We start from the raw sequence: 22,775 nt of genomic DNA on the forward strand, positions 1-22,775 counted from the left end.
TATACCTTTAAAATTTACTCTTATGCTTGGCATAAATAAATCTGACAGAGTAAAGCCAAAATTTAGCCCTTGGATTTTATTTTATCTAGCCACTCATTTAGCGTCTTTTCAAAGCCTATGCCCTTGCTTTTGTAAAAAACGAGCGGTTTTTCTAGGTATTTTTGCTCGACCCAGCCACCAAAATCATGCGGATAAAGGTAGTCTTTGCTCTCTTTTGTGTGGTTTTTTAGATATGGCGGAATTTTTAAAATTTCTTCGCTTTGCACGTATCTTAGGGCGGCATTTATCGCATTGTAGCTGGAGTTTGACTTTGGCGAGCAGGCTAGATAAACGGCGCACTGAGCTAGTATTATCCTAGCCTCTGGAAAGCCTATCTCTTTTACCACGCTAAGCGTGCTTGCGGCTAAATTTAGTGCATTTGGGTTTGCGTTGCCGATGTCTTCGCTGGCAAATATCGCCATCCTTCTAGCGATGAAGTCAGCACTCTCGCCAGAGTCTATGAGTCTTGCAAGGTAATATATGACGGCGTTTTCGTCGCTTCCGCGCATACTTTTTATAAAAGCGCTTGCTAGCTCGTAGTGCGTGTCATCCTCTTTCGCTCCCTCTTTTAGGGCGTTTTGACGTAGTGTTTTTAAATTTTCTAAGCTCACATTTTCATCAAGCGTGACGGCAAATTCTAGTAAATTTAGCATGGCTCTTGCGTCGCCGCCACTACTTTTAAAGAGATACTCTTTGGCATCTTCGTCAATGCTAAATGAAATTTGCTCTTTTATCTTGCCAAGAAGGTCTTCAAAATCGCTACTGCTAAGCGGTCTAAACTCAAAGAGCATCGAGCGGCTTCTGATACCTGAGCTTAGCGTGAAAAAGGGATTTTCGGTACTTGCGCCGATGACTAGGGCTTTGTAGTTTTCCATGGGGATCAAAAGTGCTTCTTGCTGGGTTTTGCTAAGGCGGTGGATCTCGTCTATGAAAAAGAGTGGCTTGTTTAAGGCGTTTTCGTAGTTTTTTAAAATTTTGCGAAAGTCATCTATCTTTAAATTTCCGCCGTCAAACTCATAAAAATCGTAGTTTGCCCCGCTTGCCACAGCTCTTGCAAAGCTCGTTTTGCCACAACCTGCTGGACCATAAAAGATGGAGTGCGGGATCTTGCCGGTGGCTATAAATTTTAAAAAAGCCGCTTTAACTGCCTTTTGGCCACAAATTTCATCCAAGTTTTTTGGTCTAAACATCAGTGCAAGTGAGCTCAAATTTATTCCTTTACTTTGCTGGTTTTGGTAAAATTTTGGCCTTAGCACTAAGGCTCTCTATCTTTAGCTCGTAAATTTTCATGATCCCGAGCCCATACTCCGCAGCCACGTCAAAGGTGCTCATTGCGTAGGCAGTGTATTTTTGGCTAAGAATTTTTAAAATTTCATACTTTTTGGTCTTGTCCTCGACCTCGTAGGCTCTTGTTTTTGTGATGGCGCTTTTATATTCAGTTGTAAAGACCTTACCACCAAGTGCCTTGCCGTCGTTTTTTATCGTATCTAGCTCACTTTCGCTTAGATGCGGGACTTTGTTAAAACTAACGCAGACAAACTCCACTTTTCGTCCATTTTGAAGTAGTTTTGCCTTACAGCCAGCGGTAGCTCCGTGTATAAAAATGCTTTCACCAACTCTAACAGGCGAGATCGGTACGCTAAAAATTTCTCCCTCATCATCCACGCATGAAATTACCGCATATTCACATTCATCTATGATTTTTAAACCATCTTCACGGCTTAGTTCTCTATCTTTTCGTCTCATTTTTTATCCTTTTTTGGAAAGATCATTTTAAAATTTAAGTGCTTAAAGGCTAGTATAACGCAAAAATTTCAAGGAAAAACATGAAAAAAATAGCTATTTTTGCCATTTTGCTTGGCGTAAATTTAGTCCATGCAAACGATGTTTGCAATGAATATATCAAGCAAAGCAGGCTATATCTTGACGAGCTTTATGTCAAAGAGAGCAAACGACTTGCAAATGATGAAAAGGCGTTAAGGCTTTTTGAGCTTAAATTTGATGATTTTAAACAAAGACAAAGCGGCCAAGAAGCCATAATTTTGCAAAACAAAGATGAGAAATTTTGCAAAAGAAAGCTTGAAGAGACAAACAAACTTTTAAACGATCTAAAAAAATAGATCAAATTTTTACATTTAGATCCCAGTCTATCGGCGTTTTACCGTGATTTGCTAGGTAGATATTTGCTTTTGAGAAGTGACGGCAGCCAAAAAATGCGCCACGAGCCAGTGGGCTTGGATGTGCTGCCTCTAAGATGAGGTGCTTGCTGGCGTCAATGAGCGGTGCTTTGGCCTTGGCTGGGTTGCCCCAAAGCATAAAAACTACGTTTTGTAAATTTTGGCTAATCTTTTTTATTACAGCGTCAGTAAAGCCTTGCCAGCCAAAGCTAGCGTGGGAATTTGCCACTCCAGCGCTAACGCTTAAAGTTGAGTTTAGAAGCAGCACGCCTTGTTTTGCCCATTTTGTGAGATTGCCGCTATTTGGCTCTTTTATGCCAAGATCAGCGTAAATTTCTTTATAGATATTTACAAGACTTGGTGGGACTTTTACGTCACTAGGCACTGAAAAGCTTAGCCCCATGGCTTGATTTGCGCCGTGATATGGATCTTGTCCTAAGATGACGACTTTGACATCGTGAAAAGGCGTTAGGTTAAATGCATTAAATATAAGCGCACTTGGTGGATAGACGGTGCTAGTGCTCTTTGCTTTTAAGAAATTTTCTTTGATACGCGCGAAATTTTCGCTCAAAAACTCATCTTTTAACATCTCTTTCCAGCTTAGCTCGATCTTTATATCATCTAAATTTATCTGCATTTTCCTGCCTTTTGTAAGTTTTAGCGGTATAATTTTAACTAAAATTTATCTAAAGGAAAGAGCGGTGTCAGAGCAAATTTTTAATAAAATCCATGACCTTCTTAGTAAAAATGGGGCTAAATTTAGAGTGATAGAGCATGAGAGTGCGAGGACTTCAGAGGAGGTCGCTAAGATAAGAGGCACGAAGATGAGTCAGGGTGCAAAGGCGCTGGTATGCTCTATAAAAGGAGTAGATGAGGAAAAATTTAGGCAAATTTTTAAAGATGAAAATGTGCTAAATGATTATTTGCTAAGCGATGAAAAGCCAGCGATGAAGGCTGGTAAAGCTTATATCTTGGCTATTTTGCCAGCCGATATGCAAGCAAATCTTGATAGCTTGACACAAAAATTTGACGGCAAAAGGGCAAGCCTAGCTAGTCCAGATGAAGTTTTAGCATTGACAGATTGTGTTTTTGGTTCAGTGCCACCATTTAGCTTTCATAAAAATTTACACATTGTAGTTGATGAAAGGTTGCTACAAAGAAACGATGAGATCGCGTTTAATGCGGGGCTACTTGATAGATCAATTATTTTAAATACAAAAGATTATACAAAGATAGTACGGCCAACGCTAATAAATTTTGCAGAATAAAAAGTGCTAGGCTAACCACTTCCTAGCACTAAATATTGTCGGGAGAAAAATGAATTTAAATAATGCAAAGACGAGAAATTGCTAAATTCATTTCAAGAACAAATATTATCAGGCATAATCTTAAAATATAATAAATTATATAAATAAAAAGCTTTAAATTTAGGGATTTACACATTTAAATATAAATATATATATTTTATAAATAAATTTATAGATCAAAGCTTGTGGATTTAAAAAGAATTTATAAAAATTTGCTTAGTAAATATTAAGTTTAGCTTAAAGCCCATTTAGATAAAATCCTTAATCGTTCTTTTATCGTAAAAAAGACAATTTGATATAAGGAAAAACAATGAGCGATATCATCGCATACAAACTAAATGGCGAAATAGTCGATACTCAAAGTATCACAGGGCGTGAGAGTAGTGCCGAGCCTATCTATTTTGACAACTCAAAAGAGGCACTACACGTTATCAGACACTCCTGTGCACACCTCATGGCACAAGCTATCAAATCACTCTATCCAAAGGCAAAATTCTTTGTCGGACCAAACGTAGAAGATGGGTTTTATTATGATTTTAGAGTTGATGATGAGGGCACGAAGCTAGGCGAGAGCGATCTAGCAGCGATCGAAGATAAGATGAAAGAGCTTGCTGAGAAGAAATTTGACATCGTAAAAACCTGCTCAACCAAAGCTAATATGAGCGATAAATTTAAAGATGACGACCTAAAACAAGAGGTCTTAAAAAGAATCCCAGATGGTGAAGTGAGCAGCTATTCGCAAGGCGATTTTGAAGATCTTTGCCGTGGACCACACGTACCAAATACTAAATTTTTAAAATTTTTCAAACTTACACGCGTGGCTGGCGCATATCTTGGCGGCGATGAGAGCCGTGAGATGCTAACTAGAATTTACGGCACAGCCTATGCAGATAAAGAGAGCTTAAAAGAGCACATCCGAATCATCGAAGAGGCCAAAAAGCGTGACCACAGAAAGCTTGGTACCGAGATGAAGCTGTTTACTTTTGATGAAGAAGTAGGTGGTGGTTTGCCGATATGGTTACCAAATGGTGGACGCTTGCGCTCTAAGTTAGAGCAAATTTTATACAAAGCCCACCGCGACCGAGGCTACGAGCCAGTGCGCGGACCAGAGCTTTTAAAGGCTGATGTGTGGAGAAGAAGCGGTCACTACGCAAACTATAAAGAAAATATGTACTTTACGACGATCGATGAGGCCGAATACGGCATAAAGCCTATGAACTGCGTCGGCCACATCAAGGTATATCAAAGCGACATCCGTTCATACCGCGATTTGCCGCTTAAATTTTTCGAATACGGCGTTGTGCATCGCCACGAAAAAAGCGGCGTTTTACACGGGCTCTTCAGAGTGCGCGAATTTGCACAAGATGACTCGCACATCTTTTGTATGCCAAGCCAAATCAAAGAAAATATCTTAGAAATTTTAAAATTTGCTGGCAAAATAATGGAAAATTTCGGCTTTCATTACGAGATGGAGATTTCGACCAAGCCTGCAAAAGCGATCGGCGGGGACGAAATTTGGGAAACTGCGACCAAAGCGCTAAAAGAAGCGCTTGACGAAAACGGCTTTAAATACGGTATCGACGAGGGCGGCGGCGCATTCTACGGTCCAAAAATCGACATCAAAATTACCGATGCGCTAAAGAGAAAGTGGCAGTGCGGCACGATCCAGGTTGATTTTAACTTGCCAGAGCGCTTTGATCTAGGATACATCGATGCAAACAACGAAAGACAACGCCCCGTAATGCTTCACAGAGCACTGCTTGGCAGTTTTGAGAGATTTATAGGAATTTTACTTGAGCACACTGCTGGTGAGCTACCATTTTTCATAGCTCCTACGCAAGTCGTCATCGTACCTATTAGCGACGCGCATTTAGACTACGCAAAAGAAATTTCACGCGAACTAAGAAAGATCAACGTCGATAGCGAGATCGCAAGTAAAAATGAGAGTTTAAATAAGAGAATAAGAACGGCAGAAAAACAAAGGGTGCCTATGATAGTCGTGCTGGGAGACAACGAAGTAGCGAACAAGAGCGTTGCGCTACGCGACAGACAGGCTAGGACGCAGAGCGATATGAGCTTGGCGGAATTTATAAATTTAACGAAGGAGAAACTTAGTGAGGTACATTTTTGAGTAAGGAAAATGAAGTATTGCTCAATGAGGACATAAGGGCGAGAGAGGTAAGATGTGTAGGGGATGATGGCACAGCATACGGTGTCATCTCAAGAGATGAGGCTTTAGAGATCTCAAATAAGCTTGGGCTTGATCTAGTGCTTATAGCACCAGATGCGAAGCCGCCAGTTTGCAAGATAATGGACTATGGTAAATTCCGCTATCAGCAAGAGAAAAAGCAAAAAGAGGCCAAGAAAAAGCAAAAAACTATCGAGATAAAAGAGATAAAACTCTCTGTCAAGATCGCCCAAAACGATATAAACTACAAGGTTAAACACGCAAGCGAGTTTTTGCAAGATGGCAAACATGTTAAATTTCGTGTATTTTTAAAGGGTCGCGAGATGAGCACCCCAGAAGCTGGCGTAGCTATGCTTGAGAAGGTCTGGGAAATGATAAAAAATGAAGCTGATCGCGACAAAGAACCTATGATAGAAGGTCGTTATGTAAATATGCTTGTAACTCCAAAAAAAGGTTAAATTCTCACAAAGAGCAGGCTAGGGTTTGCTCTTTTTCATTAAATTTTTAATACAAAAACTCACAAATAACTATTTTCAAAAATTCTATCATTTTTATATGTGTTAAATTTACGCAAGGGCGTTTGCTGGGCTGATGTGGCTTGTGGTTATAAAATTTGGATGTGGTTTAAATTTAGTAAATTTTGGTCTTTACTTGCTGGAATTTACCCGCTTTGTTATCGCTCGCATAGGTGTTGTGCTGAAAATAATCTAGGCAAATCGACTTTCTTGCGAGCTTACAAATTTTTAGTGCTTGCGTGGGTATTTTTAAGCTAAATTTTGCCTAATATCTAGCTAAATTTGGTAATGGGATATCGCTTTAATAATACTTTTTACAAAAAGCTTTGACTACTCTTGGTTTTATGTGGCGACCAAATTTGACGAGAAATTTGCTTGTTCGTGGATTAAATGGAGCAAATTTTAATTTTTACTTACTAGAATTTGCTCTATCCTCTTTCTGTCAACCATTACATGGGCGCTTTGCTAAAATTCGACTAGGCAAGAGCTCACCTGAAAGAGTAAATTTGATAACTTCTTTCGATTTATAAATTCATGGTGTCTGTTCGAGTGTTATAAGCTAAATTTCGCCTAGTAGCTGTATAAATTTACTAAAAAATTCACTTGTTTGTAGTTTAAAATTTATAAAAGGGAATTTAGGCTGGATGAGCATAAATTTACTAAATTTTATAAGCCATTTCTTGGCAAAAATCAAATGCCCTATAATCTGCTTGGATAAAATTTAGTGTTTGCCCGTTCTCTGTCAGGACTTCTTTATTTTGCCTTGCTATATCGATGCCAGCTAACACTATAAAAATTTCTCGCTCGCAACGCGCTTGCTACAAATTTCTTCATCTTTTAAACAGCCACACATAAACATGCCACTCGTGCAATCAAGCAAAAGCATCCATGGCAAAAACTTTCAAATTTGTTGCACAAACCTCGCCACTCCACCATTTGCTACCACGCCAGCTTTTTTGACAAAATTTCTATTAAATGCTCTAAAAATAGTAATCTGCTCGCCACCTTAGTATCAATATTTTAAATTTAGGCGAGCTTCAAATCCACATCTATAACACCACCACGAATTTGTCAAAACGAACACTGCATAAAATACCTCAAACTAGCGTAAATTTGATAGTTTGTCAGTAAAATTTGCTATACAAAAGGCAAACTCTCTTTTAGCTAAAAGCCCAAAAAACTTATTTCATATTGATTTACGTCCAAATTTAGCTTGGACGCAAATTTATAGAGCAAATAGCTAAAATCAGCCCTACACGTATCCCTGATCTATCATCGCGTCGGCTACTTTTCTAAAGCCTGCGATATTTGAGCCAAGCACCAGATTTCCCTCGTCGCCAAACTCCTTGCTAGTCTCGTAGCTAAGCTCGAAGATATGATTCATGATGCCGTGCAGTCTATGATCGACCTTTTCAAAGCTCCACGCGGTCATGCCGGCGTTTTGCATCATCTCAAGGCCTGACGTGCCCACGCCGCCCGCGTTTGCCGCCTTTGCCGGAGCGAAGTAAAAATCCTTTTGCGCTAGCATAAAATTTATCGCATCAAGCGTGCTTGGCATATTTGCCCCCTCGGCGATGAAGCGACAGCCGTTAGCGTAGAGCGTCTTTATGTCGGCTAGGTGAAGCTCGTTTTGCGTCGCGCACGGGAAAGCTCCGTCGCACGGCACGTCCCACACGCCGTTTCTGCCCTCTTTGTACTCGCTCACGCTTACGTGTTTTGCGTTCGGTCTAAATTTGACGTATTCGCTAAGGCGCGCGCGTTTGATTTCTTTTAGCTCTTTAAGTACCGCTAGATCGATGCCCTCTGCGTCGTAAACGTACCCGTTTGAATCAGAAACCGTGATAGGTAGCGCGCCTACTTGATAGAGCTTTTCTGCCGTGTAGATGGCGACGTTTCCGCTACCGCTTATGCTGCATTTTTTGCCCTCTAGTCCGAGGCCCGCTCTTTGTAGCATATTTTGCGTAAAATAAACTAACCCGTATCCGGTCGCCTCCGTGCGCGCTAGGCTGCCGCCCCAGTTTAGGCCTTTGCCCGTTAGTATGCCGTCAAACCTGCCCGTGAGTTTTTTATACTGCCCAAACATATAGCCGATCTCTCGCGCGCCCACGCCGATGTCGCCTGCGGGCACGTCTACGGTGTTGCCGATGTGGCGGTATAGCTCGCTCATAAATGCTTGGCAAAAGCGCATTATCTCGCCCTCGCTCTTGCCTTTTGGATCAAAGGTGCTGCCGCCTTTTGCGCCGCCGATATTTACGCCCGTGAGCGAGTTTTTAAAAATTTGCTCAAACCCTAAAAATTTTAGCACGCCAAGATCCACGCTGGGATGGAGTCTGATGCCGCCTTTATAGGGGCCCACGGCTGAGTTAAACTGCACGCGGTAGCCGTTATGCACCTGCGGTCTGCCGTCGTCATCCGTGTAGGTAACGCGAAATATCACCGTGCGCTCGGGTATCACGATACGCTCTAGGATCGCGTGTTTTTGGTATTTACTCTCTTTTTTTATAAGCGGCTCGAGGCTGCCCAGCACCTCGGTCGCAGCCTGTACGAACACGCCTTGGCCCGGATTAGTTCTTTTTATCCACTCCATCGTTTTTTCGATGTACTCGCTCATCTTAGCTCCTATTCGTCAAATTTTTGTAGTTGAATATTAACTCTCCTAGAAAAAATTTTTATTTAAATTTATTTTTATATTTTTATTTTAGGCAATGAGCGTTACATATCGAAACTAAATTTATAAAATATGATTTTTGTTTCGGTCGCTGGGATAAATTTATAGAAGATAATTTAGGCTGGGAAGCCTAAATTTGCTAAATTTCATATGCCATCTCTTGCCAGAAAAGAAGGGCTCTACCATCTGCTTGGACAAATTTTAGGATTTGCTCGGTTGATGGCATAGCTTTATCATTTAGCCTTGCTATATCGATGCTAGCAAGCGCTATAAAAAATTTCTCAAAGTCACTTGTGATGCACCTACTGCAAAGCTCCTCATCTCCAAAGAGCCATGCATAGACCGCGCCACTCGTGCAATCAAGCAAAAATATCCATGGATCACCAACGGCAAAGACTATTAAATTTAAAGGGCGAGCTTCACCCTGCCACCATTTGCCACCAAACTCATCTACGCTATTTAGCCGTACTAGTTCGCTTGCATAGTCGCCTCTGGAGCCAAATTTGACATTGCAAATTTCAAAATTTCCAAGGTCAAATTTGCTTAAAAGCTTTGTAAATTTAGCTGGGAAATTTACGCCAAGAGCTTCTTGTGCGTTTTTAAGTGCTTGTGTGGTAGCTTTAACATCATTTTGAAGCAAGAGTCTCATGCCAGTCATACCCTCTTGCTCTAGTGGCAAGAAAATTTGATCTAACTTTTGAGCGATCTGGTTTAACTTTAAAAACATATCAGTCCTTTAATTTGCTAAATTTTGGCAAATTTTATCAAATTTATTTCAGCGTGCTTTTAAATTTGACCCATTTGTCGCCAAATTTAGACCACGATCTTCATAAATTTAAGAAGCTGATAGAGATAACTAAGAAAACTAGCAACTACCAAATGTGAGATGTTAAGGAGGGCGAATGCTTTGTTTTGGCACCGCTGACAAAGGTGGAGATCTATACGCTGTTGAGGTAAAAAATGGTGAAGTGATATTTAAATTTAAAACAAGTGGCGCGGAGCATTTTCCTTGAGTCGATGGTTAAATTCTACTCGCAAGCAACAAAAATAAGCCAGTTTTGATAAGCGCTAGAAATGGCTTGCTTTTAAAAGAGATAGGGTTTGAAATTTTGGTTTAGTTACAGATCAGATTATACTAGTAAGCGGTGGCAGGCTCTACGCCTTGGCAAATGACGGAGCTAAAATTTACGCAGTTTGCGCGGAAATTTAGCTTTGGCGAAATTTATCGCCAAAGCCATAATGAGATAAATTTATCTCTTCTTTTTATATCTTTTTATCGCCTCTACAATGACCTCTTCTAGGTCGTCGTTTGGCTCTTTGTTCATATCATCGTAGGTGTTTTCGAGGATAGTTTTTAAGTTTTTCTCAACGTAGCTAGTATCGAAAAATCCTCTTCTAAATTCCTTACTTTTGCTGATCGTTAGCAAAAATGGGATGATCGTTCGCACACCCTCGATGGTAAATTCTTCAAGTGCTCTTTCAAGCTTATTTACCGCTAGGTCGTAATCAGTTGCCTTTACGATCAGTTTTGCGATCAAAGAGTCATAAAATGGCGGTATGGTGTAGTCTTTATAGACGTGGCTATCGACACGCACAGATGGGCCAAGAGCTGGGTAGTAGCCCTCGATCGTGCCTGGTGCTGGGATGAAATTCTCCCAGACATTTTCAGCCGTTATCCTTGCTTCTATCGCGTAGCCGCGCGGCTTGATGTCGCTTTGCTCGATCTCTAAAATTTCACCCGCAGCGATCCTTATCTGCCTAACGACTAAGTCGTGGCCGGTGATCTCTTCAGTGATGCCATGCTCCACTTGGATACGGGTATTCATCTCCATGAAGTAAAAGTTGTTGTAGTCATCTAGTAAAAACTCGATCGTTCCGACGTTTGAGTAGCCCACAGCTTTTGCAGCGGCCACTGCGGTCACGCCCATGATCTTTCTTAAATTTTCACTGATCGATGGGCAAGGTGCGATCTCAATGATCTTTTGGTGGCGTCTTTGGATAGAGCAGTCACGCTCGCAAAGGTGGATGATATTGCCGTAGTTATCGCCTAAAATTTGAAACTCGATGTGGCGAGGATTTACGACAAGCTTCTCCATAAAGACTTCATCGTTGTTAAAGTAGGTCTTTGCCTCTCTGGTGCACGACTCAAAGGCATCTTGCATATCTTCTTCTTGCCAAACCTCTCTGATGCCACGTCCGCCTCCGCCTCCACTTGCTTTTAAGATGACTGGGTAGCCGATGCGTCTAGCGTGCTCTTTTATGGCGTCCATGCTCTCGTCATTTAGCTTTTCTGTGCCTGGAACGATTGGTATACCGTTTCTCTTCATTAGGTATCTTGCGATATTTTTATCACCCATTTTTCTGATCACTTCAGCCTTTGGACCGATAAAGATAAGCCCAGCGTCCTCGACCGCCTTTGCAAATTCGTAGTTTTCGCTTAAAAAGCCGTATCCTGGGTGTATCGCGTCAGCCCCGCACTCTTTAGCAAGCTTTACGATAGCTTTGGCGTCAAGATAGCCCTTGATCGGATCTTCGCCCACTTGATAGGCCTCATCAGCGATCCTCACATGTAAGCACTCGCTATCTGGCGCTGTGTAAATTCCTACGCTTTGGATGTGTAAATCCCTACAAGCTCTGACTATCCTAACTGCGATCTCACCACGATTTGCGATAAGAATTTTATGTATCATAGGCTATCCTTTTTGAGTTTTTCCTATCATATAACTATTCGTTTTATTTTTAGATAAATTTATTAAGTCTGGTTTTAAAATTTGAGCGCAAAGGTTAAATTTACACTCAAATTTTTCTATCTATTGATGATTTGTGGGAAAGGTGTGGCTAGGGCTTTTTTGCTAAAATCTTGCGATTCGATCGTGAAATTTGTAGCAAATCTTTGAATGCCCTCTTTTTTATAAGCACGCCTTTGGATGGTAAAAAGGACTAAATTTCCGCTTTGTTTGGTGTAGCGATATATCGAGTGCTCGGCTGTTGGCACGCCATTTAGGTTTGAAAATATCGTGATATCAAGATAAATTTCATTTGCCAGCGAGCCCTTTTTATAAGCCACTTTTATCCCTTTTGCTTTTAGCTCTTTTAGATCATTTATCTTTTGCTCGACTGCTTGCTCTGGTGTAGCGTCAAATTTAAGCGTATTTAGCGATAGCATGTAGCTAAAACTATCTAGCTTCTCACCAGGCAGTAAGTACTCCTGAGTGAATAAATTTGGCACAGGCTTAGCTGAATATGCTAGTGAATATAGTCTGTTGTCAAATTTTATCTGCATCGGCTCAAAATACTGAGTTGCTGCGAGCAAGAGCGCTGGCAAAGTGATAAATGCTAAAAATTTCTTCATTAAATTCCCTTAAAATGGATTTACTATCATTACCCAGATGATGATGAGCATCGCGATAGTTGGCACTTCGTTGTAAGCTCTAAAGAAGATGCCACTTTTGTTACAGCGCTTTTCTTTGAGCTGCTTCATGTAGCGTCCAAGGTCTAGGTGATAGATAGCCATTAAGATGACAACTAAAATTTTGACGTGGATGTGACCAGTTTTTATAAGATCAGGCATCGCGATAAGTATCAAAATGCCAGTAACAAATGAGCCAATGAGTGCGACCCAACCGATGTAGTGATACATCTTGTACTCCATCACCTCAACCACTTTTATAAAGTCAGGTTTGTCCATGTTTTCTACGTGATAAACGTAGAGTCTTGGCTGATAAAACAGCACTGCCATCCACGAGATGAAAAACAAATAGTGGAGGTATTTTAAGTAAAGATAATATTCTGCCATAACGTCTCCTTATCTAAAAAGTATCTCTTTTCTAGCTTCAAATTCAGCCTTGCTGATCGCACCACTCTCAAAAAGCTCGTAAAGCCTTTTTAAGTCATCTTCTTTGTCTTTTAGTTTTAGTCTCTCTTTTAGTTCGACTTTTTGTAAATTTTTCTCGACATAAGCACCAACTAAAAATGCATCGATAAGCCACCAAATGCCCCAGATAGCTAAGAATGGTATGCCTATAATGAAATAAAACGTAGAGTAGCCAACAAAAAATAGTCCCATCATCAAAAAGCCAGTGATAAATTTACCAAGGTAAATTCTATGCGCTCCAAGCCAGCCAGTAAGTAGCCAAAGCGCGTATGCGACGTAGATATTATTTCCCACTCTCTCTCCTTTTTCTAAAACTTTGCCAAAGTATCATCACGACGCAAAGATCGATCATCGCGTCAGCGAAGTTAAAGACCGCAAAGTTAAACCACTTGTGCCAAAAGACGTAATCCACGACGCCGCCATGGATAAATCTATCTGTGATATTTGAGCTGCCAGCTCCTAGCAAAGCTCCAAGCCAAATGGCATGCGAGCAAAGCAGTTTTTTCTCAACAACTAGATAGACAAAAACGCCTAAAATGAGGGCGATCTGGATAAATTTCAGCCACTCATCTAAAAAGGCTAACATCGAAAATGCAACGCCCTTATTATATGTAAGAACTAGCGAAAAAAACTCTCCGTCCCACGAAAAGCCATCTATAAATATCATTTTTATCGCTTGATCAACGATAAAAATGACGAAAAACGCGATGAAAAATTTGACTAAGTTTTTACGCATTTAAGGCTTTTATGAAAAATTTCTCAACTTCATCCATGCGTTTTTCAACTAAAGTTTGATTTTTACCCTCAAGCAAAAGTCTGATCAAATTTTCAGTGCCAGAGTATCTAAAGAGCGATCTTATGCCTTCTTTTGCAAGGCTAGCCTCAAGCTCTTTTAGCCCCTCTATCTTATCAAGCGGCTTTTTCTCTGTGATCTTTAAATTTAGCAAAATTTGCGGATACGGCTTTAGCTCGCCAAAAATTTCACTAGCTTTTTTGCCTTTTTTAAGCATCATCGCAACAACTTGCATTGAGGTAACAAGGCCGTCGCCAGTTTTGGCATAGTCGTTAAATATCACGTGACCGCTTTGCTCACCGCCAAAATTTATACCATTTTCTTTCATCATTTCAAGCACATATTTATCGCCTACATTTGAGCGAAGCAGCTTGATCTTGCGAGCTTTTAGATAGTCATCAAGTGCGGCGTTACTCATTACCGTAGCTACGACAGCTCCACCTTTTAGCGCCTTTTGCTCGTTTAAAAATGCAGCTAGTGAGCCAAGTATCGCATCGCCATGCACAACTTCGCCGTTTTCGTCAACTACTACAAGCCTATCAGCATCGCCGTCAAATGCAAAGCCGATGTCGGCACGAAGCCTTTTTACCTCGCTTGCTAGGTCCTCTGGATGAAGTGCGCCACAGTTTTGGTTGATATTGCTACCATTTGGTTCGTCGTTTATGACGATGACATCGGCTCCAAGCTCGCTAAATACAGTTGGTGCGACCTTGTAAGCAGCGCCATTTGCTACGTCTAAAACTACTCGTAAATTTTTTAAATTTAACTCTTTTGGGAATGAATTTTTTATCTGCACGATATATCTGCCAATAACATCGTCGATCCTCTTGTTTGCACCGATCTCTGTCATCGTCTTTTGGGCGTTTGCGATGAGCTCATCGTCGTAGAAGATTTTTTCTATCTCAGCCTCTATTGTCTCATCAAGCTTGTTGCCAAAGCTATCAAAAAATTTGATGCCGTTGTCGTAGTATGGGTTGTGTGAGGCGCTTATCATGATGCCAGCGTCACAGCGCATATTTTCTGTTAAAAATGCGATCGCAGGTGTTGGCATAGGGCCTATTTGAAGGACGTTGTAGCCAACTGCAGTCAGCCCCGCAACGATGGCAGTTTCGATCATATAGCCGCTTTTTCTAGTATCTTTTCCAACCAAAATCACATTTGTAGCTGAGGTCTTTCTAAAGTAAATTCCAGCTGCCATTGCAAGACGCATAGATGTTTGAGCCGAAAGCTTCTCGCCAGCTTTTCCACGAACTCCATCCGTTCCAAATAGTTTCATAAATTTATCCTTTTTATTATAAAATTGTGCTATTTTATCAGAATTTACCTAATTTAAAATCTAAAATTTTACTTTCATTAAGGATGACTTAAATTAAGGTTAAATTTATTATATCTTTAATATAATCACCGACTAAAATTATTCAAAAAGGTATATTATGGCAAACCATAAATCTGCTGAAAAAAGAGCTAGACAAACTATAAAAAGAACAGAAAGAAACAGATTTTACCGCACTAGACTTAAAAATATCACAAAAGCAGTGCGTATAGCTGTAGAAGCTAAAGATCTAAATGCTGCAAATGAAGCTTTAAAAGTTGCTAACAAAAGCATCCACAGCTTCGTAAGTAGAGGCTTTTTGAAGAAGCAAACTGCTGCTCGCCGCGTTAGTCGTCTTGCACAATTAGTAAATACTCTAAAAGCTGCTTAATTTATAAAATTTAATGTTTGCTGATAAACTTCATCCATTTTTGGATCGCTATAATGAAATTTCTGCTCTTCTTAGCGATCCAAATATAGCAAACGATATCGAAAAGATGACAAAGCTCTCAAAAGAGCAATCATCTATCGAGCCAGTCGCAACTGCTGCAAAAAAATATCTACAAATTCTAAACGACATCGACGAGAACAAAGCCCTGCTTGAGGACACTGAACTTGGCGAGCTTGCAAAAGATGAGCTTAAAAATTTAGAAATTTCAAGAGAGAAGCTTGAAGAAGAGATCAAAATTTTACTTCTTCCAAAAGATCCAAACGATGATAAAAATATATTTTTAGAAATTCGCGCAGGTACTGGTGGCGATGAGGCTGCACTATTTGTTGGAGATCTTTTTAATGCTTACATTAGATATGCGGAGCTTCGAGGATATAAATTTGAGATCGTTAGCCAAAGCGAGGGTAACACTGGCGGCTTTAAAGAGATCATAGTGCTTATAAAAGGTAAAGGTGCTTACTCGAGGCTAAAATTTGAAGGTGGCACGCATAGAGTTCAGCGTGTGCCAGAGACCGAGAGCCAGGGCAGGGTGCACACTTCGGCTGTTACTGTGGCTATTATGCCAGAGGTCGAGGATAGTGAGATCGAGATCAATCCAAATGATATAAGAGTCGATGTGATGAGAAGCTCGGGCCATGGCGGTCAGTCAGTAAATACAACCGATAGCGCCGTTAGGATCACACATATACCAACAGGCCTTGTTGTCACAAACCAAGATGGCAAGAGCCAACACAAAAACAAAGAAGCTGCGATGAAGGTGCTAAAGGCTAGACTTTATGAGCTTCAAGAGCAAGAGAGGCTTGCAAAAGAGACTAGCGAGCGAAAGAGCCAAGTTGGCACCGGAGATCGTTCTGGCAGGATAAGGACATACAACTATCCGCAAAACCGCATAAGTGATCACCGTATAAATTTAACACTTTATCGCCTTGATGCGATTATGGCTGCGGGATTATTTGACGAGATCATCGAGCCACTTATTACGCATTATCAAGCTGAAGCCATGCTTGAAGCTGGCATCTAAACTGCTCTCCAAAATTTCTATTTCTATCTTTTAAATTTATAAAATATCTGTGGTTATAAGTAATACTAAATATTATTTTTTATAGATTTTTATGTAAATAATAGAAATTAAAATTTTTTATATAATTATTTTAAATGCCTATTTTAGGTATTTTTAGTATTTTAAATTTATATTTTTGATATTAATAAATTCCACTAATTGGTTTTAAGCTTTAATTAAAAATGTTCCTTTACAATTACGAAAATCTTTTAAATTAAAACAAGGAGAAAATATGTCAATAAGTGCAAGAAATCAATTAAATGTTGAAATTTCTGAAGTAAGAACAGGTACGGTAAATTCGCTAATAGCTGGCAAACTAGCAGGTGGTGAAGTGCTAAAAGCAACTATTACAGTTGATAGCGAGAAAGCTCTTGATCTAAAAGTTGGTAAAAAAGCTATATTTTTATTCAAAGCTTCAAGCGTTATCGTTTCAAAAGACGATAGCATCAAATTAAGTGCCACAAACCAAATAAAAGGCACTGTAAGCGAGATAAAAGATGGAGCTGTAAATGCAGAGGTGATTATCGATGCAAATAGTAGCAAAATTTCAGCTATCATCACAAAAGAGTCTGTTGGTAACCTGGCTCTAAAAGTAGGCGATAATGTAACCGCAATCATAAAAGCAACTCAAATCATAGTTGGTGTTAAATAATTTACGGAGCAATTTTGCTCCGTTCTCCTAACTAAATTCCATTCTTAAGCTAAGATCTAAAATACTATAAAATTTATCAACGAAATTATAAATTTAAATAAGTCGTAGTGAATATTTTTTAGAAAATTTATAGCTAAAATTTATATTATTTTTTTACTTTTATAGCCTATCCGCCATTTTAAGCAGAGCATGGCACGCCAAAGGTTCACCAAAACAATAGGCGGCCAAATATCAACACAAAAGCCCAAGTCATAAGCTCTCAAATGGCTATACCTATACCAAATTTATATGCATCTGGCAAGAATGTAGGTGGCGTTCATGAGCCATCCGTCTAGGCCCAGTCACGATAACTGACCGCTTGACATTTAGCATGATCACTACTGAGAGTATCAGTTAAAAAGATGTGGCAGGCGTTTGCTTGCCACTATAAATTTTTAAATCTATAAACTCCGTTTTTCACTCGCTCGAAAATTTTCTTCTCTTCAAGTAGCTTAAAAGTATTTATTACGGTTGGTTTGCTCACATCTAGCTTTTCACAAATTTCTGAAATTTTTACTACAATAAAGCCATTTTCATCACAGCTTTTAACTAGCAAATTTATAATTTCTACCTTTTTCTCGCCAATGATTGCCTTATAAATTTCTTCATTCATGCTAGCTCCAAATTTTATATCCTATTGCCACGCACCAAAGTGCGCCACATAAGAAATTTGCGATCATCACAGCTGCACTTCCTGCATCTTTTGCCGCTTTTGCTAAGGCGTGATAGTCTGGGCTTGCAAGATCAGTTACTCGCTCTATGCCAGAGTTTAGGCACTCGCAAACTAGCACAAATGCCATGCTAAAGATCAAAAATAGATTAAAAACAAGGCCAAAATTCCAAAAAAATAGCGGTAGTGTTGCTAATAAAAATATGCAAATTTCTATCCTAAAGCTCTTTTCGTTTTTGAAAATTTCAGCCAAACCCTCTCTCGCGTAGCCAAAATTTTTAAAAAATTTATACTCTGGCTGGTTTCTCATAATTTTCCTTTTTGCGATTTTTGGCATAATTATAATTAAAAAAAGGATGAAATTTGAAACTTATTAGCTGGAATGTAAATGGCCTTAGAGCACTTGTAACAAAGGATGGTTTCGCGTGGCTTACGGAGCAAAAGCCTGATTTTTTAGCGCTTCAAGAGATTAAAGTTAAAGAAAGTGACGTGCCAAAAGAAATTTATAATCTTGGCTTTAAAGATATAAGTGTAAACTCGGGTGAGAGAGCCGGATACTCTGGGGTGATGAGCCTAGCAAATTTTGACATTTCTACACAAAAGGCAGATTTTTTCGACGACACGGAGGGGCGAGTTTTAGAGCATAGATTTGGCGATATTGTACTTTTTAATATCTATTTTCCAAACGGACAAAAGGATGACGAGCGCCTAGCCTATAAAATGGACTTTTACGAGAAATTTCTAGCTTACTGCAAAGAGCTTATAAAAAGCGGCAAAGAAGTGATATTTTGTGGCGATGTAAATACTGCTCACCGTGAGATCGACCTTAAAAATCCAAAGGCAAATGCCAAAACTTCTGGCTTTTTACCTATCGAGCGAGCGTGGATAGATGAGGTGCTAAAAAGTGGTTTTATAGATACTTTTAGAGCCATAAATGGCGACGTAGCGGACGCTTACTCGTGGTGGAGCTACCGCTTTAATGCAAGGGCTAAAAACGTCGGCTGGAGAATTGATTATTTCTTTATTTCGCAAGGATTAAAAGATAGACTAAAAGACGCATTTATCTTGCCAGAGATCACAGGCAGCGATCACTGCCCAGTTGGGATAGATATAGAAATTTAGCCACTATTCCATTCTGCGTGGCTTGCCTAGTAAGAAACCTTGTGCGTAAGGTATTCCAAAATTTTTGATTTGGTTTAAAATTTCTTCTGAGCTTGCGAACTCGGCTACTATTTTGTAGCCTTGTTTTTTTGCAAAGCTTACGATGGTTTCTACTAGAACTCTAGCATTTTCGTCAAATGGAAGCTTTTTGATTATCGAGCCATCTATCTTTATGGTGTCTATATCAAGCTCCAAAATTCGGTAGTAGTTTGAGTATCCTGAGCCAAAGTCATCAATTGAAATTTTACATCCATAACCCTTGACGCGTTTTATGAAAGAATTTACCGCAACATAGTCGCTAAGCTCTTCGCTCTCTAGCATTTCAAAGCAAATTTTATTAGGATCTTTGCACTCGATTAGTTTATTTTCTATAAGCTCTCTCATACTAGCGTCAGCTATGTCTGTATTAGATAAATTTATAGAAAACATATAATCTGGATATCTTTTAGCAAGATCAAACGCAAGACTTATCACCTTTTTGGTTATCTGCGGATATAGTTGCGTTTTCATGGCAATATCTAAAAATTCGCCCGGATAGTGTATCTTGCCATTTTGATCAATTATACGAACTAAAACTTCATAATATTTTGCTTCAGCTTCATTTTCTTCTAAGTTAAAGATGCCTTGTGCTTCTACGATGACTCTATCGTTTTCTAACGCATCTTCAATTAGCTGAACTGCCAGCTGGTTTTTGTGATATTTCATCTCAATGGCGTCATTTTCTAGATAGTAGTAAATATTGCTACCATTTTCTATTGCGAGCTGATTTGCAAGGACTGATTGCATTAGGCGGTTAGTTTGTGGGGTATCATTTGGCAATGAAACACCAAACACCATCTTTATGCCTGGTAAATTTTCAAATTTTTCATCAATAGCGACATTTATCCTATTTGAGCCAAAATATTCTCTTATATATTCAATATCTCTTACGATATTATCACCTTCATACCACATATAAAATGCGTCATCTTGAAATCTAAATAGCTTTGCTTTTATCTCAGAAGTATCTATGCAAAGCTTTAGTGTATCAGCTACTGCTTTTAGCATTGCATCGATAATCTTAGTTTGATAAAAGAATCTTAAAATTTTAAAATTCTTAATGCTTAAGCAAATTAGCACCCCATCTTTTTGTGCGTCTAAAATTTCAGTTAAAGCAAAGTAGTTGCCAAAGCCTGTTAGTTTATCGATTGAAGATTGTATTTTTATTTGTTCATTTTTTTGAGTTAGTTCGTTTAGTATTAGCGTCTCTTTAGTCCTATCAAGTTTTACCGCTATATAGCCCTCAAATTTATTTTTAAAGAAAAATGGCGAAAATTTTACCTTTTCATATAAAAAATCACCGCTTTTTGTTCTGCTTATAAGCTCATCGCTCTCCCAAGGTAGAGATTTTTGCACAGCCTCTTTTATGGATTCATAAAAGCTTTGTGGATGCATATATGATTTTAGTATTCTAGGATTTTTACCGATTACATCCTTTAGTTTGTAGCCAGTTTTTTCTTCAAAGGTTTTATTTACATATGAAATTCTATTGTCTTTGTCGCAATAGACAATAGAGCTATGATCGTTTTCAATTGTAGAACTTAGGAGTTTTATCTGTCTTAAGCGTCCTGAGGCTATTTTAATTTGAAAGAGGCCAAATGTACAAAATATTATAAATGTAAGTAAGCAGATTGTCTGAGCCATTTTTGTGTTATCCACCGCATCAGAGTGAAATTCTAGGATTTTATCTCTAAAATTTTCTAGCATATTATCAAGATGTAGCTCTTTTGCACTATTTGAGATTGTATGTAAAGTTTTTGTAGCTTGAGCTGCATAGAGTATTTTGTCTAATACGCTTTGAGCTTTTTGGTTATCTTTATACTCGTTTTTATACATTTTTATTTGCTTTGAAATTTCATCTATTACTTCAGGACTAAGCATCAAAGCGCCTTTTATCGCATAAAATATAGGCTCAAGCTTATTTGGAAGTGCGAGATTTTGTATCTCATATTGACTTATTTGGATATAAGAATCTATAGATGAGTTTACATAAGCTGATCTTTGTAAAAAAAATACTTTTTTACTAAATGCATCTTTTATGTTTTGTAGATCTTTTGTTATTTCATTTTGATGAAACAACATCATCTCATCACTAAGCATTGAAAGGTTGCTCAAATTTGTATCAAAAGAATTTATGTCAGCATTGAGTTTGTCGTAGTTTGAGACATCATAAATATTATTTAAAGAAAAAGTTATTTCATTGTCTATAAATTTTAGATTTAAAATTCCATCATCAAATTTATGAGCCGTATCAATAGCTATATTTGCTTTATATATAAAAAATGCACTAATGAAAAATATAGCTGTTAAGACGCTAAGTATGGTTTTTATTCGTTTAGTACTCATTTAGTATCCTAGGCTTTTTACCATTTAATGTCAGAAAAAATGAGTATAAAGCATCAATTTCATCTTTACTAAACTCGTATCCTAGCTGATAGTTACCAATAAAGCTTATAGCCTCTTTTAGATCATTTATCTCTCCATGAGATAAATATGGGGCAGTCTTTGTAATATTTCTTAGTGATGGCACTCTTCTTAATCTTTTGTTTGCATCTAGGGCAGAAATTCTTTCTCGGCCAATATCTTGTGTCAAATTTCCTCCCAAATTTCTACCATTATGACAAGCTACGCAGCCTATATTATTAAATATCTCAAATCCTTTCTTTGCGCTATCATCTATGGCATTGTTATCACCTGATATAAAACGATCAAATGGTGAATCAACACTTAAGACAGCCTTTTCAAACTCAGCTATTGCATCTGCAATATTATCAAAATTAATGCCGTCATTATAAATTTTTTTAAATAAAATTTTGTACTCAGAGATGTTATTTACAGAATCCACTATCTTGTCGTTATCTGAGTTTAGTTCTATTCTAGAGGTTATGGACTCTTTTACTTGATCCTTTAAATTGCTAATCTTTGCATCGCTATAAAATAGATAGTTTGCTGCAGCATTTAATATGGTTGGAGGATTTAAAGTGCCTTTTTCCATGCTATCTTGGTTGCTTCCGCTTAAATTCCAATACAAGTTGTGACAAGTTTGGCAAGAGTAGTTTTCATTTGGGCTTAGCCTTTTGTCAAAAAAGAGTTTTTTGCCAAGCAGAGCCTTTTCTTCATTATATTTTACTACCGTAAGAGGTTTGTAGGATTCATATTTACAAAATGAAATCGTGATGATAAATAGACAAAGTATAACGCCCTTCATAACGCCCCTAATTTTTAATTTTCTTTTTTATATCGGCAAATTTTTGATTTTTTATATAGTACATTATTTTATTGTTTTTTTGAAATTTATGATACAATTCGCTCGATTTAGAAAATATTTATATTTCAGGGAGGAGAAAGTCATGAAAAAGGGCTTTACGATGATTGAGTTGATCTTCGTGATCGTTATATTGGGCATATTAGCTGCGGTTGCTATACCAAAATTAGCTGCAACAAGGGATGATGCAGAGATAGCAAAAACTGCTACAAATATACAAACACTTATTGCTGATTTGGGTTCTTACTACACTTCACAAGGCAAATTTAATAATGATGTTAAAAAAATGTCAAATGTTAAAAATCCAGTCGATATAAAAAATGGTAAATGTCTAGAAGTGGGTGCTGGAAATGATACTAATGGTGAGATAAAGATGACGATTGGTGTAGATGGTCTTTGCAAACAAGTTTGGGAATTACCAGGTTTAGTAGATGTTAAAGCCTTAATCGAAAGTACTACCGACAACAAGACAGCCAATTCGCTTAAATTTGGCGGCATGGGCATAAAATATAAATAAAATTTTTAGCAAGGTTTTTTCCTTGCTTTTTATGATTTTTGACTTACT

The 22,775-nt window shown here is 38.5% G+C and carries 24 protein-coding genes; 9 read left to right on the top strand and 15 right to left on the bottom strand.

All coding sequences use genetic code 11. The annotated features are described in order from the left end of the window. Positions 1 to 62: 62 nt before the first annotated feature. Both CVS93_RS00130 and CVS93_RS00135 read right to left on the bottom strand, forming a co-directional pair. Positions 63 to 1,229 carry a replication-associated recombination protein A gene (locus CVS93_RS00130; protein ID WP_234400067.1) on the bottom strand — a complete coding sequence of 389 codons (1,167 nt, stop codon included), beginning with the start codon at positions 1,227 to 1,229 and terminating at the stop codon, positions 63 to 65. Positions 1,230 to 1,257: 28 nt separating this feature from the next. Continuing rightward, positions 1,258 to 1,785, bottom strand: a complete 528-nt coding sequence (locus CVS93_RS00135) for a pyridoxamine 5'-phosphate oxidase family protein (RefSeq protein WP_107686117.1) — start codon at positions 1,783 to 1,785, stop codon at positions 1,258 to 1,260. 80 nt (positions 1,786 to 1,865) lie between these two features. Between CVS93_RS00135 and CVS93_RS00140 the strand changes: the two genes are divergently transcribed. Beyond that, positions 1,866 to 2,159, top strand: a complete 294-nt coding sequence (locus CVS93_RS00140) for a hypothetical protein (protein WP_107686118.1) — start codon at positions 1,866 to 1,868, stop codon at positions 2,157 to 2,159. 1 nt (position 2,160) lies between these two features. Here the strand turns inward: CVS93_RS00140 and ung are convergent, their stop codons facing one another. Further along, on the bottom strand, positions 2,161 to 2,853 hold the full coding sequence (ung, locus tag CVS93_RS00145) for a uracil-DNA glycosylase (RefSeq protein WP_107686119.1): 693 nt from the start codon (positions 2,851 to 2,853) through the stop codon (positions 2,161 to 2,163). 64 nt (positions 2,854 to 2,917) lie between these two features. On the opposite strand from ung, the gene CVS93_RS00150 reads away from it, so the two are divergent. The 3 genes from CVS93_RS00150 to infC all read left to right on the top strand — a co-directional run bounded on the left by CVS93_RS00150 (position 2,918) and on the right by infC (position 6,169). Then, a complete protein-coding gene (locus tag CVS93_RS00150; protein ID WP_107686120.1) occupies positions 2,918 to 3,484 on the top strand; it encodes a YbaK/EbsC family protein in 567 nt (188 codons plus the stop codon). A gap of 349 nt (positions 3,485 to 3,833) precedes the next feature. Continuing rightward, positions 3,834 to 5,654 (top strand): threonine--tRNA ligase, encoded by a 1,821-nt coding sequence (gene thrS, locus CVS93_RS00155; protein WP_107686121.1) that lies wholly within the window; start codon positions 3,834 to 3,836, stop codon positions 5,652 to 5,654. Beyond that, complete coding sequence (gene infC, locus CVS93_RS00160; protein WP_085657966.1) at positions 5,651 to 6,169, top strand: translation initiation factor IF-3; 519 nt, start codon at positions 5,651 to 5,653, stop codon at positions 6,167 to 6,169. Before thrS ends, infC begins: the two co-directional genes overlap by 4 nt. A 1,309-nt stretch (positions 6,170 to 7,478) precedes the next feature. Here infC and gdhA read toward each other — a convergent pair. From gdhA to glmM, 8 genes are all read right to left on the bottom strand, one after another. Then, positions 7,479 to 8,837 carry an NADP-specific glutamate dehydrogenase gene (gene gdhA / locus CVS93_RS00165; protein ID WP_107686122.1) on the bottom strand — a complete coding sequence of 453 codons (1,359 nt, stop codon included), beginning with the start codon at positions 8,835 to 8,837 and terminating at the stop codon, positions 7,479 to 7,481. 196 nt (positions 8,838 to 9,033) lie between these two features. Continuing rightward, positions 9,034 to 9,621, bottom strand: a complete 588-nt coding sequence (locus CVS93_RS00170) for an SMI1/KNR4 family protein (protein ID WP_107686123.1) — start codon at positions 9,619 to 9,621, stop codon at positions 9,034 to 9,036. A 523-nt stretch (positions 9,622 to 10,144) separates the two neighbouring features. Then, a complete protein-coding gene (locus CVS93_RS00180; protein WP_054195976.1) occupies positions 10,145 to 11,584 on the bottom strand; it encodes an acetyl-CoA carboxylase subunit A in 1,440 nt (479 codons plus the stop codon). Between the two features lie 116 nt (positions 11,585 to 11,700). Next, the gene (locus tag CVS93_RS00185) at positions 11,701 to 12,246 is read right to left on the bottom strand and encodes a hypothetical protein (protein ID WP_107686124.1); all 546 of its coding nucleotides are present in this window, start codon (positions 12,244 to 12,246) and stop codon (positions 11,701 to 11,703) included. 9 nt (positions 12,247 to 12,255) lie between these two features. After that, entirely contained in the window at positions 12,256 to 12,690 is a 435-nt protein-coding gene (locus CVS93_RS00190; protein ID WP_107686125.1) for a CopD family protein, read from the bottom strand. Positions 12,691 to 12,699: 9 nt separating this feature from the next. Continuing rightward, the gene (locus tag CVS93_RS00195) at positions 12,700 to 13,062 is read right to left on the bottom strand and encodes an NINE protein (RefSeq protein ID WP_012000991.1); all 363 of its coding nucleotides are present in this window, start codon (positions 13,060 to 13,062) and stop codon (positions 12,700 to 12,702) included. Further along, positions 13,052 to 13,504, bottom strand: a complete 453-nt coding sequence (gene lspA / locus CVS93_RS00200) for a signal peptidase II (protein ID WP_054195980.1) — start codon at positions 13,502 to 13,504, stop codon at positions 13,052 to 13,054. Before lspA ends, CVS93_RS00195 begins: the two co-directional genes overlap by 11 nt. Next, the gene (gene glmM, locus CVS93_RS00205) at positions 13,497 to 14,837 is read right to left on the bottom strand and encodes a phosphoglucosamine mutase (RefSeq protein ID WP_054195981.1); all 1,341 of its coding nucleotides are present in this window, start codon (positions 14,835 to 14,837) and stop codon (positions 13,497 to 13,499) included. The genes lspA and glmM overlap by 8 nt, the downstream gene beginning before the upstream one ends. A gap of 157 nt (positions 14,838 to 14,994) precedes the next feature. On the opposite strand from glmM, the gene rpsT reads away from it, so the two are divergent. The 3 genes from rpsT (at position 14,995) to CVS93_RS00220 (ending at position 17,036) form a co-directional block, all read left to right on the top strand. Continuing rightward, positions 14,995 to 15,264, top strand: a complete 270-nt coding sequence (rpsT, locus tag CVS93_RS00210; RefSeq protein ID WP_103635885.1) for a 30S ribosomal protein S20 — start codon at positions 14,995 to 14,997, stop codon at positions 15,262 to 15,264. Positions 15,265 to 15,277: 13 nt separating this feature from the next. Beyond that, complete coding sequence (prfA, locus tag CVS93_RS00215) at positions 15,278 to 16,345, top strand: peptide chain release factor 1 (protein WP_107686126.1); 1,068 nt, start codon at positions 15,278 to 15,280, stop codon at positions 16,343 to 16,345. A 271-nt stretch (positions 16,346 to 16,616) separates the two neighbouring features. Further along, positions 16,617 to 17,036 carry a TOBE domain-containing protein gene (locus CVS93_RS00220; protein ID WP_107686127.1) on the top strand — a complete coding sequence of 140 codons (420 nt, stop codon included), beginning with the start codon at positions 16,617 to 16,619 and terminating at the stop codon, positions 17,034 to 17,036. 424 nt (positions 17,037 to 17,460) lie between these two features. On the opposite strand, the gene CVS93_RS00225 is transcribed toward CVS93_RS00220, so the two are convergent. Together CVS93_RS00225 and CVS93_RS00230 are read right to left on the bottom strand one after the other, a co-directional pair. Beyond that, positions 17,461 to 17,688 (bottom strand): replication/maintenance protein RepL, encoded by a 228-nt coding sequence (locus tag CVS93_RS00225; protein ID WP_072594035.1) that lies wholly within the window; start codon positions 17,686 to 17,688, stop codon positions 17,461 to 17,463. Position 17,689: 1 nt separating this feature from the next. Beyond that, positions 17,690 to 18,055, bottom strand: coding sequence for a diacylglycerol kinase (locus tag CVS93_RS00230; RefSeq protein ID WP_107686128.1), 366 nt, complete (start codon positions 18,053 to 18,055; stop codon positions 17,690 to 17,692). Between the two features lie 53 nt (positions 18,056 to 18,108). Here CVS93_RS00230 and CVS93_RS00235 point away from each other — a divergent pair, with 53 nt between their 5' ends. Next, entirely contained in the window at positions 18,109 to 18,867 is a 759-nt protein-coding gene (locus tag CVS93_RS00235) for an exodeoxyribonuclease III (protein ID WP_107686129.1), read from the top strand. A gap of 3 nt (positions 18,868 to 18,870) precedes the next feature. Here the strand turns inward: CVS93_RS00235 and CVS93_RS00240 are convergent, their stop codons facing one another. Together CVS93_RS00240 and CVS93_RS00245 are read right to left on the bottom strand one after the other, a co-directional pair. Continuing rightward, on the bottom strand, positions 18,871 to 21,291 hold the full coding sequence (locus CVS93_RS00240) for a GGDEF domain-containing phosphodiesterase (protein WP_107686130.1): 2,421 nt from the start codon (positions 21,289 to 21,291) through the stop codon (positions 18,871 to 18,873). Further along, on the bottom strand, positions 21,281 to 22,153 hold the full coding sequence (locus tag CVS93_RS00245; RefSeq protein ID WP_107686131.1) for a cytochrome-c peroxidase: 873 nt from the start codon (positions 22,151 to 22,153) through the stop codon (positions 21,281 to 21,283). The genes CVS93_RS00240 and CVS93_RS00245 overlap by 11 nt, the downstream gene beginning before the upstream one ends. 142 nt (positions 22,154 to 22,295) lie before the next feature. On the opposite strand from CVS93_RS00245, the gene CVS93_RS00250 reads away from it, so the two are divergent. Beyond that, positions 22,296 to 22,727, top strand: coding sequence for a type II secretion system protein (locus CVS93_RS00250; RefSeq protein WP_103582057.1), 432 nt, complete (start codon positions 22,296 to 22,298; stop codon positions 22,725 to 22,727). Positions 22,728 to 22,775 lie beyond the last annotated feature (48 nt).

This window comes from Campylobacter concisus, assembly GCF_003048535.1.
GTDB lineage: Bacteria > Campylobacterota > Campylobacteria > Campylobacterales > Campylobacteraceae > Campylobacter_A > Campylobacter_A concisus_S.